The organism is Alphaproteobacteria bacterium (assembly GCA_019635875.1).
In the GTDB taxonomy this organism is placed as follows: domain Bacteria; phylum Pseudomonadota; class Alphaproteobacteria; order Reyranellales; family Reyranellaceae; genus JAFAZJ01.
Genome location: JAHBYP010000015.1, coordinates 56,534 through 70,349, shown reverse-complemented (window position 1 = coordinate 70,349; position 13,816 = coordinate 56,534). Strand labels below are relative to the sequence as shown.

16 protein-coding genes are annotated in these 13,816 nt (G+C 68.1%); 11 read left to right on the top strand and 5 right to left on the bottom strand.

From position 1 onward, the window contains the following. Positions 1-7 precede the first annotated feature (7 nt). On the bottom strand, positions 8-571 hold the full coding sequence (locus tag KF889_30465) for a TetR/AcrR family transcriptional regulator (protein ID MBX3503789.1): 564 nt from the start codon (positions 569-571) through the stop codon (positions 8-10). Between the two features lie 194 nt (positions 572-765). Between KF889_30465 and KF889_30460 the strand changes: the two genes are divergently transcribed. The 4 genes from KF889_30460 to KF889_30445 all read left to right on the top strand — a co-directional run bounded on the left by KF889_30460 (position 766) and on the right by KF889_30445 (position 3,856). Further along, on the top strand, positions 766-1,971 hold the full coding sequence (locus KF889_30460; protein MBX3503788.1) for a CoA transferase: 1,206 nt from the start codon (positions 766-768) through the stop codon (positions 1,969-1,971). 11 nt (positions 1,972-1,982) lie between these two features. Continuing rightward, positions 1,983-2,615 (top strand): LysE family translocator, encoded by a 633-nt coding sequence (locus tag KF889_30455; protein MBX3503787.1) that lies wholly within the window; start codon positions 1,983-1,985, stop codon positions 2,613-2,615. 163 nt (positions 2,616-2,778) lie between these two features. Next, positions 2,779-3,288: a hypothetical protein gene (locus tag KF889_30450; protein ID MBX3503786.1), complete on the top strand. Its 510-nt coding sequence runs from the start codon at positions 2,779-2,781 to the stop codon at positions 3,286-3,288. Between the two features lie 163 nt (positions 3,289-3,451). Beyond that, the gene (locus KF889_30445) at positions 3,452-3,856 is read left to right on the top strand and encodes a hypothetical protein (protein ID MBX3503785.1); all 405 of its coding nucleotides are present in this window, start codon (positions 3,452-3,454) and stop codon (positions 3,854-3,856) included. Positions 3,857-3,976: 120 nt separating this feature from the next. Here the strand turns inward: KF889_30445 and KF889_30440 are convergent, their stop codons facing one another. The 3 genes from KF889_30440 to KF889_30430 all read right to left on the bottom strand — a co-directional run bounded on the left by KF889_30440 (position 3,977) and on the right by KF889_30430 (position 6,404). Further along, positions 3,977-5,074: a dienelactone hydrolase family protein gene (locus KF889_30440; GenBank protein MBX3503784.1), complete on the bottom strand. Its 1,098-nt coding sequence runs from the start codon at positions 5,072-5,074 to the stop codon at positions 3,977-3,979. Positions 5,075-5,082: 8 nt separating this feature from the next. Then, entirely contained in the window at positions 5,083-5,580 is a 498-nt protein-coding gene (locus KF889_30435) for a VOC family protein (protein ID MBX3503783.1), read from the bottom strand. A 149-nt stretch (positions 5,581-5,729) separates the two neighbouring features. Then, a complete protein-coding gene (locus KF889_30430; protein MBX3503782.1) occupies positions 5,730-6,404 on the bottom strand; it encodes a glutathione S-transferase family protein in 675 nt (224 codons plus the stop codon). A 148-nt stretch (positions 6,405-6,552) separates the two neighbouring features. Between KF889_30430 and KF889_30425 the strand changes: the two genes are divergently transcribed. The 7 genes from KF889_30425 (at position 6,553) to KF889_30395 (ending at position 12,815) form a co-directional block, all read left to right on the top strand. Further along, on the top strand, positions 6,553-7,431 hold the full coding sequence (locus tag KF889_30425) for a decaprenyl-phosphate phosphoribosyltransferase (GenBank protein MBX3503781.1): 879 nt from the start codon (positions 6,553-6,555) through the stop codon (positions 7,429-7,431). A 168-nt stretch (positions 7,432-7,599) separates the two neighbouring features. Beyond that, positions 7,600-8,586, top strand: coding sequence for a flippase-like domain-containing protein (locus KF889_30420; protein MBX3503780.1), 987 nt, complete (start codon positions 7,600-7,602; stop codon positions 8,584-8,586). After that, on the top strand, positions 8,583-9,908 hold the full coding sequence (locus tag KF889_30415; protein MBX3503779.1) for an FAD-binding oxidoreductase: 1,326 nt from the start codon (positions 8,583-8,585) through the stop codon (positions 9,906-9,908). The genes KF889_30420 and KF889_30415 overlap by 4 nt, the downstream gene beginning before the upstream one ends. Before the next feature lie 2 nt (positions 9,909-9,910). Continuing rightward, positions 9,911-10,651, top strand: coding sequence for an SDR family NAD(P)-dependent oxidoreductase (locus KF889_30410; GenBank protein MBX3503778.1), 741 nt, complete (start codon positions 9,911-9,913; stop codon positions 10,649-10,651). Between the two features lie 96 nt (positions 10,652-10,747). Beyond that, positions 10,748-11,104 (top strand): hypothetical protein, encoded by a 357-nt coding sequence (locus KF889_30405; GenBank protein ID MBX3503777.1) that lies wholly within the window; start codon positions 10,748-10,750, stop codon positions 11,102-11,104. Between the two features lie 11 nt (positions 11,105-11,115). Next, a complete protein-coding gene (locus tag KF889_30400) occupies positions 11,116-11,997 on the top strand; it encodes a phytanoyl-CoA dioxygenase family protein (GenBank protein ID MBX3503776.1) in 882 nt (293 codons plus the stop codon). Then, complete coding sequence (locus KF889_30395; protein MBX3503775.1) at positions 11,994-12,815, top strand: hypothetical protein; 822 nt, start codon at positions 11,994-11,996, stop codon at positions 12,813-12,815. Before KF889_30400 ends, KF889_30395 begins: the two co-directional genes overlap by 4 nt. Before the next feature lie 28 nt (positions 12,816-12,843). On the opposite strand, the gene KF889_30390 is transcribed toward KF889_30395, so the two are convergent. Next, positions 12,844-13,698: a polysaccharide deacetylase gene (locus KF889_30390; protein ID MBX3503774.1), complete on the bottom strand. Its 855-nt coding sequence runs from the start codon at positions 13,696-13,698 to the stop codon at positions 12,844-12,846. Positions 13,699-13,816: the final 118 nt, after the last annotated feature.

Genomic DNA, 13,816 nt, shown 5'->3' with positions numbered 1-13,816 from the left:
GTCTCGCTCATTGAGCCTCCCGCTGAAGCGCTCGCCGCAATATCCAGCGCATGGCTGCGAGCACGGATTCGCGATCTTCGCCGTGCTCCAACGCGTCAGCCGTCTCGTGGATGACCGCGAACAGAAGCCGCCCTGTCAGGCCTGCATCCATTCTTGCGAACGCGCCGGCCTTCTGGCCGGCTCGGATGACTGCGGTCAGACGGTTGATCGGATCGTCGCTCGGCGGCATCGGCCGCCTCTGGGCAAAATCCGAGTGACACAGGACCGGATGGAGTCCGCCCATGCCGATGATCGCCTCGACGAAGTTCACCGCCAGCCCCTCCAGCAGACCTGGCCAGTCCGCTTGTGCGTGGCCGTCAATCTGAATGGGGTAAGCAGCGTCGAACGCCACGACGAGCCGTTCACGGATCGCGTCGAGCAGATCGTCCCATGTTGGAAAGTACAGGTAGAACGTCCCCTTTGCAGCGCCTGCTTCGCGGACGACATCCTGGACGCGCACGCGTGGTCCGTCGCGCGTGAGCAGCCTCTCGGCCGCCTCGAGGATCTCTTGCCGGCGGACCTCGGGCTCCAAGCGTCGACGTGCTGCTGCTCGCATGGGTGTGCCTATACTGACTGGTGGTCATTATATACTGACCAACGGTCAGTACCAAGCGGCAGGCAGTGCGCAAATCGGTTCGACGCGGCACTACCTCTGGGGATTGGGTGCTCCGATTCGGGTGGTATTGTCGTGATCCACGTTCACTCAACTCGGATCCGATCAGTTCCATGAGCAGCCCCCTTGCAGGGATCCGCATCCTCGACCTCACCACGGTGCAGATGGGACCGTGGTGCACGCGCATCGTCGCCGACCTTGGCGCCGACGTGATCAAGGTCGAGGCTCCGGAAGGCGACTCCAACCGCTACAGCAGCGCCGCGCGCCATCGCGGCATGGGTGGCGGGTTCCAGCACAACGCCCGGGGCAAGCGCTCCATCGTGCTCGACCTCAAGCAGAAGGCGGCGGCGCAGGCGATCCTGCGCTTGGCGGCGACGGCCGATGCGCTGGCCACCAACATCCGGCCGGCAGCGATGAGGCGGCTCGGGCTGGACTACGACGCGGTGCGCGCGGCCAACCCGTCGATCGTCTATCTCAGCATGGTGGGCTACGGCAGCGGCGGCCGCTATGCCGGCCGGCCGGCCTACGACGATCTGATCCAGGCCGCCTCCGGTGTTACCACCCTGCTGCAGCGCTCGACCGGCGAGCAGCGCTTCATCCCGATGGCGGCGATCGATCGCATCGTCGGCAGCGCCGCGGCCAACGCGCTGCTCGCCGGCCTGCTGGCCCGCGCCCGTACCGGTGTCGGCCAGCACATCGAGGTGCCGATGTTCGAGACCATGGCGCAGTTCGTGCTGGCCGAGCACCTGCAGGGTTCGACCTTCGATCCGCCGCTTGGCCCGCCCGGCTACGCCCGCACGTTGTCGCGCTCGCGCAAGCCCTATGCGACGAAGGATGGCCATCTCGCCGTGCTGCCATACAACGACGGCCAGTGGCGGCGCTTCTTCGAGGCGGTGGGCAAGGGCTGGATGCTGCGCGAGGATCCGCGCTTCGCCGACATCGCGTCGCGCACCGCCAACATCGACGCGCTCTACGAAATGGTCGGCGCCGAGGTGAAGACGCGCACGACGGCGGAATGGCTGAAGCTGCTGCACGAGCACGACATCCCGCACATGGTGCCGCATACGCTGGAGACGCTGCTGGAGGATCCGCATCTGAAGGACCGCGACTTCTTCGTCTTCCAGGACCACCCGTCGGAGGGGCGCATCCGCGCCATGCGTGAGCCCAGCACCTGGTCCGAGACCCAGCCGCCTGCCGGTGCCTTCGCACCGCGCCTGGGCCAGCACACGCGCGAGATCCTCGCCGAGGCCGGCTACAGTCAGAACGAGATCGATGCCATGATCCGCGACGAGGTGGCGGCGACAGTCCGAGCGGAGTAGAGGTCTACGCCATGGACCACGCATTGGTGCTGATCAGCGTATTCGCGATCTTCATCCCCGCGCTCATCCTGCCGGGGCCGGATTTCGTCGCCGTCGTGCGCTCGTCGATGACCTACGGCACGCGCGCCGGGCTGATGACGACGCTCGGCGTGTCGATGGGCCTGTGCCTGTACGCCACGCTCAGCCTGCTCGGCCTGTCGGCGATCCTGATGGAATACGCGTGGCTCACCTGGGCGGTGCGCGTGCTGGGTGGCGCCTATCTCATCTATCTCGGCGTCAGGCTGCTGCGCGCGAAACCCGAGGCGATCGATCTCGACCAGCCGATGCGCCGCGTCGGCAAGCGCACGATCCTGTTCGGCTTTCTGGTGACGCTCACCAACCCCAAGGCGATCGTGCTGTTCGCCAGCGTCTTCGCCACCGCGGTCAGTGCATCGACGCCGGTGTGGCTGATGGCGCTGATGATCGGCCTGGTGACCCTCTCGTCCCTGGTCTGGTACGCCTGCGTCAGCCTCTTCATGTCATCCGCTCCCGTGATGCGCCGCTTCCAGGGCGCAAGGCACTGGATCGAACGCGCAGCGGGCGTGTGCTTCATCGGGCTGGGGGGCAAGGTGCTCGCCGACGCGGGCAGGCCGGTCTCAGCCTGACCAGGTTCCCGCGACCTTTGTGTGGTCACCGCGGAATCTCCTGAAACGGATCGTCCTTTCCCAACAAATGCCCCGTGGGCGACGCAGTCATGCCACGCGTCGCTTGCCATGTCGAACCACGGCCCTTGAACCGGCCGGAACCCACAGCAAGGGAAGGTCCGTCATGAAGAAGACGATGATTGCGCTGGCGCTGATCGGCATGGCCGGCACCGCGGTCGCGCAGGTTCAGATCACGCCACCCAGCGTCGGCGGCGGCTCGGTGACCACGCCCTCGATCGGTGGCGGCACGACGTCGACGCCGCAGATCGGCGTGCCGACTCTGACCACGCCGTCGGTACAGACGCCGAACGCGCCGGGCGTGAGCACGCCCGACATCGGCTCGGGCAGCGTGAGCGCGCCGACCGTCGGCTCTGGCAGCGTGCAGACCCCGGGCGTGCCGTCGCAGACCGTGACAACGCCCGAGGCCAATGCGCCGTCGGTGGCGGTGAATCCCCCCAACGTCTCGACCATGACCGAGGCGCAGGCCCGTGCGCGCATCGCGGCGCAGGGCTACAGCAATATCCAGGGCCTGCGCCAGGATGCGTCGGGTCAGTGGCACGGCACGGCTTCACTGAACGGCAGGAGCGCCTCGGTGAGCGTCGATGCCCGCGGGGCCGTGAGCGTGATGCAGTAAAATCCGCGTGCGATCGAGGAAGGCCCGCCACCACCGGCGGGCCTTTTTCGTTCTTACAAATGCCCCGGCGATGCCGCCGGTCCGCCACATGGGGCTCCCACCTGAAGTACGGGCCGGCGCACGCAGTGCCGTCGGCCGATCTACTTCAGAAAGGGGTCCGATCATGAACAAGACGATCCTGGCACTGGCGATTGTCGCCGTCTCGGGCGGCGCGCTCGCCGCCCAGCCATTGCGCCTGTCGGAAATCCCCCCGGGCGCCATCCACACACCGGGTATCGGCCCGGGCTACATCTTCCCGAGCCAGGGCACTGACATGGCCATCGGCGCCGGCACCATGCCGGCGACGTCCATGGTGCCGGGCGCGGCGCCGATGGTGATCGACCAGGAGCCGGCGATGGGCATGGGCCAGGCCTGGGCGCTGGAGCGCCTGCGCGTGCAGGGGTTCACCAGGATCCAGGGCTTGCGCCAGGCGCCCGACGGCTCGTGGCATGCCCTGGCAGTGCAGCGCGGCGGCATGATGGCGGTCACCGTGGACCGCGACGGCTCGGTGAGCGTGCGCGAGCGGTAACGTCCGATCTCGATCACGGAAAGGCCCGCCACTCGGCGGGCCTTTTCGATTGGCTGTTGTCCCGAGCGCAGCGAAGGACCTTGTGGTGCGACCGCCATGCCGCCGGGTTCGTCGCTGCGCTCAGTTTGCCGAGTGGAGCCAATCGAGAATCCTTGAATTCTCGTCGCGCGGGTAGGTGTGCGAGAGGTCGGGAATCTCACGGTAGGTAACCTGCGCGCCGGCGGACTCGAAGGTCTCGCGCGCCTGTTGCGCCATGACGGCGGGAAACATCCAGTCATGGGCGCCGTGCACGATGTACAGCGGGCAGGCCCTCAGCTGCGCCTCGTCCATCATGGTCAGCATCATGGGATGGAAGCTGGCGGCGACCGGCGCGTAGTGGGTGAAGGGCGCGCCCGATCGCACGCCGCCGACATAGGTGAAGGTGCCGCCGTCGCTCATGCCGGTCATCAGGATGCGCGAGCGGTCGATCCGCCAGCGCTCGCCGATGAACGTCACCATGCGCGCGAGATTGTCGGCGTCGACCTCGGGCTCCATCAGCGACCAGGTGCTGCCGACCGCGGTGGGCGAGAGCAGGATCGCGCCGCGGCTGCGCACATCGCGCAACCAGGACCACAGGAAGGCGCGGCCGTTGCCGCTGCCGCCGTGCAGGGCCACGACCAGCGGCCATTCGCGATTGGCGCTGTAGTACTCCGGCACGTACATCGAGAAGCCGCCGCGCTCTCCCGGCGTGTCGCTGCTGTGCATCACGCCGACATCGGCTTCCGGGTTCGCCCGCGCCGCCAGCTGCCGCACCAGCTCGGCGTCGTTGCGCGCCGTCGCGTCGAGGAAGAACAGGTTGATCGGCCGCAGGGAGCCGGCCAGGGGATAGATCGCCTCCGCGGCGCGTGCGTAGCCGCGCAGCGACCGATAGGCCGCGGCGATCGGCTGCGGCGCGTCGACGGCGTCGACCAGGCCGGTCAGACCTTCGAGCACGGCCTCGCCGGCGGTGGCCAGGCGATCACGCACCGGGGCGAGGTGCTCCGGCCATTCTGTCGCCCTGCATTGCGCGACCGATGCCTCCAATGGCGGCGCGCGGTCGACTATCGCGTCGACAAGCTGGGCCAACTGCGCCGGGTTTAGATGCCGCGCGGCGAACTCGAGCGCATTCAGCCCCTGGAGCAGGGCCGGGGTGATCGCGGCGATCGCCGCGATCACCGGCTCCTGCGAATCGTCGGGCACGGCGTCGGTCAGGACGCCGCGGCCGCGGGCCGGCGTTTGCCCGCCTGCCAGGACTTCAGGATGTCGTGCGCGTCGCGTTCGGCGTTCATCGCATCGTCGTGGCCCGCTTTCTTGGCGGCGAGCTCGATGACATAGCCGTTGGGATCGCGGAAATAGATCGAGTCGATGAAGCCGTGGTTGGAGATGCCACGCACCTCGCGGCCCTCGAGCTTGCCCTTGGCCAGCATGCCCTCGAGCGTCTGCGGGCTGACCTCGAGCGCGATGTGCAGGTCGAAATCGTGCTGCTCCTTGAACTCGAAGGGCCGGTCGGGCGCCTCGAAGAAGGCCAGGCACGAGCCGTCGTCCATGCGGAAGAAAGTGTGCAGCACCGACGTGTCGCGTCCGGTCTTGGTCTCCTTGATATGGAGTGCATGGGTCAGCGGCAAGCCGAGGAAATCCTCGTAGAAGCGCCGCGTCTCCTCGGAGTCCCGGCAGCGATAGGCGTTGTGGTGCAGGCCCTTGATCATGGTCGGTGCCTCCTTTCAATGGTTGCCTTCCCCCGGAGGGGGAAGGTGGCGCGGAGCGCCGGATGGGGGATGTTGAAGACGAACGCAGGAGTCCGTCTTCAACATCCCCCATCCGCCCTTCGGGCACCTTCCCCCTCCGGGGGAAGGTACTAGATCGCCTGAAGGCCCTGGCCCTTGGTCGAGGCAACGAAGCCGTTGAAGACTTCGTAGATCTTCGGGTAGCTCGGCCGTGCCTTCATCGTGTCGAGCCAGCGCTTGATATTGGGATAGGCCGAGAAATCGCAATGCACCAGCTCGCCGGCGGTGACGATCGCGGCGCCGAAATAGTCGGCGACGGTGATCTCGTCACCACACAGGTACTTGCGATTGGGTCCGATCCAGTGGTCGTTGAGGATCTGCAGCCAGGCCTTGGACTTCTCCTTGCCCCAGGCGACCGTGGCGTCCTGCACCACGGCGTTCTCGCGCTTCAGGTGCGGGAAGAGCTGCGGGTAGATCAGGCCGTAGCCCCAGTCGCGATAGAAGTTGGAGTTGAACCAGTCCATGATCTCGTTGACCCGCGCCCGCGCCTTGAGATCCTTGGGATAGGCCGACGAACCGGCCTTTTCGGCGAGGTAGCGCAGGATCGAGGCGCTCTCGGTGAGGCGGAAATCGCCGTCCTCGAGCATCGGGATCAGGTGGTTGGGGTTGGCCTTGCTGTAGGCCTCGCCGTAGTGCTCGCCCTTGAGGATGTCGATGACCTGCATCTCGCACTCGATGCCGTTATCGGCGATGAACTGCATCACGGGACGGCTCGTGGTCGAAACCGGGTGCATGTAGAGCTTCATCGTTGTCTCCCTGATGACGAAGGCAAGCCTACGCCCTCGTCTCGGACGAAGCGAGGGCGCCGGCGAGACACGCAATACCGCCCCTAGTGTCTGACTGGCGTTCGGGCCCATGGTGTAGTATGCCCACAGCGAGACCGCAGGGAGCCCCATGAGCGTTCTGGCGATCATCAGGCTGCTGCGGCCCGAGCAGTGGGTAAAGAACGCGTTTGTCGTCGCGCCCCTGTTCTTTACGCCCGCGGCGCTCAGCGCCGCCAATCTGCGCAACGTCGCGCTGGGCGTCGCCTGCTTCTGCGCCGTGTCCAGCGCGGTCTATGTGCTCAACGATTACCGCGATCGCGAATCGGACCGCGTGCACCCGCGCAAGAAGAGCCGGCCGCTGGCGGCGGGTACGGTGGCCGTGCCGTTTGCCTTCGCGTTGATGGCGGCGCTGCTGGCCTTCGCGCTGGCCGGCTCGTTCCTCTGGCTGCCGCGTGCCTTCTTCTGGATCGTGACGGTCTATTTCGCGCTCAACGTCGCCTACACCTTCGGCCTGAAATCGGTGGCGATCCTCGACGTGATGGTGATCGCCCTGGGCTTCGTCCTGCGTGTCGAGGGCGGCGCCTTCCTGATCGGCATCGAGGCCAGCGCCTGGCTGGTGATCGCCACGGGATTGCTGGCGCTGTTCCTCGCCGTCGCCAAGCGGCGCGACGATCTGGTGCAGGGCCTCGACGCTTCGCATCGCAAGAGCATCGAGGGCTACAGCAAGCCGTTCCTCGATTCGATCATCGCCGTCATCCTGGGCGCGCTGCTGGTGACCTACCTGATCTACGCCACCGACACCAACGTGATGCAGCGCCTGGGCACGACCAAGGTGTTCTACACCACGCCTTTCGTGGTCGCCGGCATCCTGCGCTACCTGCAGATCACCATGGTCGAGGAGCGCTCGGGATCGCCCACCCGCATCCTACTCACCGACCGCATGATCCTGTGGTGCGTGATCGGCTGGCTGGCGACCTTTGCGGTGCTGATCTATGGCCGCTTCGCTTAGGATTTCCTTCTCCCCGCGCAGGCGGGGAGAAGGTGCCCGAAGGGCGGATGAGGGGCTTCGCGGAGTCCCTGCGGCACCGACGGTAGTCGTTGCGCGAGGAAGCCCCTCATCCGCCTCGCTGGCGCTCGGCACCTTCTCCCCGCCTGCGCGGGGAGAAGGATATGACAGATGAGCCGTTCCAGCGGACCCGATGTCGGCACCGCCTGGCGGCGGCGCGCCCTGCTGTGGCTGGCGGGCGGGTTGCTGGCGTCGATGCTGGTTGCCACTGCCGTCTTCGCCCTGGGCGAGTCGCAGACCATGCTCGAGACGCTTTCGCGCATCAGCCCCGGCGTCGTGCTGGGCTGCCTCGGCCTGTCGCTGGTAAACTACGTCACGCGCGCGATCCGCTGGCATCTCTACACGCGCGGCCTGGGGCTGGGCGTCAGCCTGCCGCGCGACACGCTCTATTACGTCGCCGGCTTCTCGATGACCGTGACGCCGGGCAAGATCGGCGAGGCGCTGCGCCTGTGGTTCCTGCGGCGCGGGCATGGCCACGGCTACGAGCGCACGCTGGCGCTGGTGGCCGCCGACCGCATCGCCGATGCCGCGGCGCTGGTGATCATCGCGCTGCTCGGCATCGCGCTGCTGCAGGCCAGCGTCAGCGCCATCGTGCCGATGGCGGCGATTACCCTGGTCGCGGTGTTCCTGATGGTCCGGCCGCGCTACCTCGCCATCATGGTCGGCTGGGGATACGGCGTGGTGCGGCGCAAGCCAAGGCTGTTCGGTCGCCTGCGCATCGCGGTCAATCAGCTCGCCAAGCTCGGCTCGCCGTGGCGCCTGCTGGCGGCGCTGCTGCTGTCGCTGCTGGGCTGGTTCGCCGAGGCGGTGCAGGTCTGGTGGGTGGTGCGCGCGCTGGGTGGCGCGATCGACATCTGGGGCGCGGCCGTCGCCTTCGCGGTGTCGATGGTGGTCGGGTCGGCCACCATGCTGCCCGGCGGGCTGGGCGGCACCGAGATCGGCATGGTGGCGCTGCTGACCCAGCGCGGCGTGTCGTTCGAGATCGCGGTGACGGCCACGGCGCTGGTGCGGCTCACCACCCTGTGGTTCTCGGTCGCGCTGGGCATGGGCTGCCTGCCGCTCGCCATGCGGCGCGTCACTCGGGAGGCGACGGCATGATGTGGAAGACAGCCGCATTCAGCGGCTGGGGCCGGCTGCCCTACGGCACCAGCGAGGCGACGCGACCGGAGCGATTCAGCCAGTTGCGGGCGGCGATGACGGGAAGCGGGCCGGGCAGCCTGATCGCGCGCGGCCTGGGCCGCAGCTACGGCGATTGCGCCGTCAACGAGGGCGGCCGCCTGGTGATGACCGAACGGCTCGATCGCCTCGTCGCCTTCGACGCCGAGTCGGGCGAGGTCGTGGTCGAGGCCGGCATCAGCCTTCGCAGCCTGCTCGACGTCTTCCTGCCACGCGGCTTGATGGTGCCGGTCTGCCCGGGCACCGCCTATGTCACGGTGGGCGGCGCGATCGCCAACGACGTGCACGGCAAGAACCACGAGAAGGACGGCGCCTTCGGCGCCCATGTCGCCTGGTTCGAGCTGATGCTGCCCAGCGGCGAGATCGTGCGCGTGTCGCGCGACAGCGATCCGGCGCTGTTCGACGCCACGGTCGGCGGCATCGGGCTCACGGGGATCATCGTCACCGCCTGCCTGCGCCTTGCCCGCGTTCCGTCGAACGCGCTGATCGTGCGCGAGCGACCGGTGCCGGATCTCGACGCACTGCTGGCCAGGCTGCACGAGGAGGTGGGCGCCACCTATTCGGTGGCCTGGTTCGACGCCCTGGCGAGCGACGGCAATCTCGGCCGCGGCATCGTCGAGACGGCGACGCCGTCGCCGACCGACATCCGGGTCAAGAAGCGCAGTCCGAAATCCCTGCCGGTCACGCCGCCGTCGCTGGTGCTCAATCCGCTCTCGGTGCGCGCCTTCAACGCCCTCTATCGCGCCCGCGTGCCGGCGGCCGGGCGCGAGAGCCTGCGCGGCTACGATGCATTCCTGTTTCCGCTCGACTCGCTGCTGGGCTGGAACCGCATGTACGGCAAGCGTGGCTTCCGCCAGTTCCAGAGCATCGTGCCGGCCGCGGCGCTGGTGCCGCTGCTGGAGCGCATCCGCGAGTCGCGTGCCGGCTCGTTCCTTGCGGTGCTCAAGGCGATGGGGCCGGCCGGAACCGGCATGCTGTCCTTCCCGATGCCGGGCTATGGCGTGGCGCTCGACTTCCCCAACAAGCCGGGCATCGTCGAGCTGCTGGGCGATCTGGAGCGCATCACGCTCGACCACGGCGGGCGCGTCTATCTCGCCAAGGATTCCTGCCTCTCGCCGCAGGGCTTCGCCGCGATGTATCGGCGGCTGCCGGCGTTCCTGGACGTGCTCGAGCGCGTCGATCCGCAGCGGCGGCTGGGCTCGAGCATGTCGCGACGACTGGCGATCCGCGGAGGCGCGCCATGACCATGTCCCGCTGGCTGATCCTGGGTGCCACCTCGCCGATCGCGCGCGAGTTCGCGCGGCTCGCCGCCGCGCGCGGCGTCGACGTCGTGCTCGCCGGCCGCGACCTCGAGGACATGGAGCGCAGCGCCACCGACCTGCGAATCCGCGGCGGCCACGCCGTGTCGGTGGTCGAGTTCGACGCGCTCGACATGGCCTCGCACGAGGCCTTCGTGCGCCGCGTCGCGGCGGAAGGCGAGGGACCGCTCGGCGTCTTCGTCGCCTTCGGCTTCATGCCTTCGCAGGCCGAGATCGACGCCGCGCCCGAGCTCGGCGCGCATGTCATCAACGCCAACTTCACCGGCGCGGCCTCCATCCTGCTGTGGCTCAAGCCGGTGCTGGAGGCGCGCAAGGGCGTGGTCGTGGTGCTCGGTTCGGTGGCCGGCGACCGCGGGCGGGCGTCGAACTACACCTACGGTTCAGCCAAGGCGGGGCTGCACACCTTCCTGCAGGGGCTGCGCATCGTGCTCGATCGCGCCGGCGTGCGGGTGATCAACATCAAGCCGGGCTTCATCGACACCAGCATGAGCTGGGGCAACGTCAAGGACGGCCCGCTGATGGCCACGCCCAGGGCTCTGGCCGAGCGGGCGCTGAAGCTGGCCGAGGGCAGGGGCGCGGGCGAGTCCTATTTCCCGTGGTTCTGGTTCGTCATCATGGCCATCATCAAGTCGGTGCCCTACCGCATCTTCCGCAGGCTGCCGATCTGACCGCCGTGGGGTGAAATTGCGAGCGGCGCGGGTGCGACAGGATTTCCCGGATGCCGAAGGTAAGATAGAAGGATGCATGGCCTGCGAGGATCGGTGATGCGACGAGCGAGTGGATGGATGGTGCTGGCGCTGTGCCTGTCGGCCTGCGCCGATGAGGCGGCTGACCAGGTGGTAAGGGTGACGTCCGACCCACCGGGCGCCTCCTGCCAGGTGACGCGCGAGAACCTGGATCTCGGCACCGTGCCCCAGACGCCGGGCAGCCTGACGGTTTCCAAGGGCATCGCGCCCCTGATCGTCGCCTGTTCGGCGGCGGGCTACGAGACCATCAGCGGCGGCTTCGAGGCGCGTTTCCTCGGCAACCAGCTCTTCACCGCCAGCGGCGGCCAGCCGCCGCAGCTCGACGCGCGTAACTACACCTATCCCGACCAGCTGATGATCACGCTGCGTCGCTAGGGAGGCAAACTATGCGGTTGACCCGTGAGCAGGTCGAGGAGTTCTGGCGCGACGGCTATCTCGTGGTCGAGGACGCCGTGTCGCCCAGCCAGCTCGCCGCGCTGCGCGCCGAGATCGACGGCTGGGTCGAGCAGAGCCGCGCCCATACCCAGCCGTTCGGGCCGCCGACGGTCGACGGAAGACCGCGCTTCGACATGGGCACCGAGCACAGCGCGGCCAGGCCGGCGCTCAGGCGCATCAACAATCCGTCGGACATCTCCGCGGCCTATCTCGAGGTCATGCGCGACGCCGGCACGGTTGACATGGTGGCCGACCTGATCGGCCCGGACGTCAAGTTCCACCACTGCAAGATCAACCTGAAGCTGCCCGGCGCGCGTACCCAGGTCGACTATCACCAGGACTTCGCCTACACGCCGCACACCAACGACGACATCGTCACGGCGCTGCTGTTCCTCGACGACAACGACGCGACCAACGGCGCGCTGACCGTGGTGCCCGGCTCGCACAAGGGGCCGATGCTGTCGCTGTTCCAGGACGAGCGCTTCACCGGTGCGGTCGATCCCAAGGTCGAGGAGGATCTCAAGGCCAGGAGCGTGCCGTGCTACGGCAAGGCCGGCTCGGTCTGCCTGATGCACACCAAGCTGGCGCATGGCTCGCAGCCCAACCGCAGCGATCGCTCGCGCGGCCTCTATATCTGCGTCTACACTGCCGCCGACGCCGTGCCGATCGCGCGCAACCCGATGCCCAGCACCCATGAGGGCGAGATCGTGCGCGGCAAGCCGGCGCGCTTCGCGCGCCTGCAGGCGGGGCAGGTGGAGCTGCCGCAGCAGCCGAAATCGGCCTCGTTCTTCACCGTGCTCGGCCAGGACTCGGCGAAAGCCGCCGCCGAGTGAGCGCCGGCGATCCCGTCCCGGCGATCACCGAGGCCGAGGCCACCGGCGACATCGCAGCGCTCTACGCTGACATCCGCGCCACGCTCGGCGTCGGCGTCGTCAACCTGATCTGGCGCCACCTTGCGACCATCGACGGTGCGCTGCCCTGGGCGTGGTCCGCGGTGCGACCGCTCTACGCCGAGGGCATCATCGAGGGCGAGGCCGAGCGCCTGCGCGAACGCATGCGTCTGCTCGATCTGCCGCGCGTGCCGCCGGAGGTGCTGGTCGCCGTCGGCCTCGACGCCACGGCGCTGGCCGGCGTCAAGACGGTGCTGGCGACCTACGACATCAGCAACACCATGAACCTGCTGGCGCTGTCGGCGCTGCAGGCGAGCCTCGAGGGCAATGTCGTGCCGGGCGCCCAGCTCGCCACGGGGCGGGTGGGCGGTGCCGGGGCGGCGATGCCCAAGCTGCTCTCCGAAGCCGACGTGAGCCCGCAGACCTGGGCGCTTGTGCTGCGCCTGAACATGCTGGGCGAGCGCGACGAGGGCAGGGTGCTGGCCAGCATGTACCGCCATCTCGCGCACTGGCCGGGCGTGCTGGGCGTCGTCTGGGCCTTGCTGGCGCCGGCCGATTCCGACGGCAGCCTGAGCGGCGCCATCGCCGACAACCTCGCCACCGCCAAGGCCCGCGCCAGCGTCCTGGCCGGCCGGTTGCGGCCCGCCGATCTGCCGGCGGGCGAGCGCGCGGCAGCCCACAAGTCGATCGCGCTGTTCGTCGATCACCCGATCGGCAAGATGTCCAGCATCTGCCGCATGCTCAGGCTGGCGATCCGTTAGGCTTCCTGGGACGCCGGCGGTCCCAATCTCACTCGGCCGCTTCGCGCTTGCCGGGCCGCCACGACAGCCACTCGGCCATGGCGGCTTCCATGGTCATGAACACCGCGCCGTGCTCCATCAGCTTCTGGATCAGGCGCTCCATCATCATCATGCGATGGCCGCGGCCGATGACGTGCGGATGGAAGGTGTAGGTCAGGATGCCGCGCTCGCGTACCCGGGTCATGTAGACGAAGTCGTCGACGAAATTGTCGAGCACGGCCGAGGCGTTCATCAGGCCCTGCTGCACGCCGCCGTTGGGATTGCGCATGTACTCGAAGTGCGGGAAGTCGTCGAGCGACCACGAGATCGGCATCTCCAGGAGTGACGTCTCTCGCCCGCGCACGAAGGGCTTGAGCAGCTCGACCTGGTCGCCCTGGCGCGCCCAGTAGCAGTCGTAGTCGTCGCCCATCATCGAGCTGTCGTAGCGCATGCCGTGCTTGAGCAGCAGCTCAATGCTGTGCGGGCTGAGATCCCAGGCCGGCGAGCGGTAGCCGCGCGCGGTCTTGCCCGACACGCGCCTGATCGCCTCGTTGCCGCGCACGATCTCCTCTTCCTCCTCCTCGCGGCTGAGCGACACCGGCAGGCGGTGCGTCCAGCCGTGATGCGCCAGCTCGTGGCCGGCGGCGACGTACGACTCGACGCTGGCGGTCGCGCTCTCGATGGTGTGGCCGGGCGTGAAGAAGGTCGCCTTGATGTCGTAGCGCCTGAGCAGCTCGACGATGCGCGGGATGGCGACGAGGTCGTACTCGCCGCGCGAGATCGGCGTCGGCGAGGTCATGCCACGCGAGATGAAGCCGGACATGTGGTCGTGGTCGAAAGTCAGGCAGACGATGTAGCGGCGCATGGCGGCGTCTCCCGCTGACGTGGGGCCGATGCGATGGTATGGTCCGAAGGGCGAGGCGACAACCCGCATGGCGATCCCACGGCCAGCTACATGTTGTCTTTCCCTTGCGGACACCGCA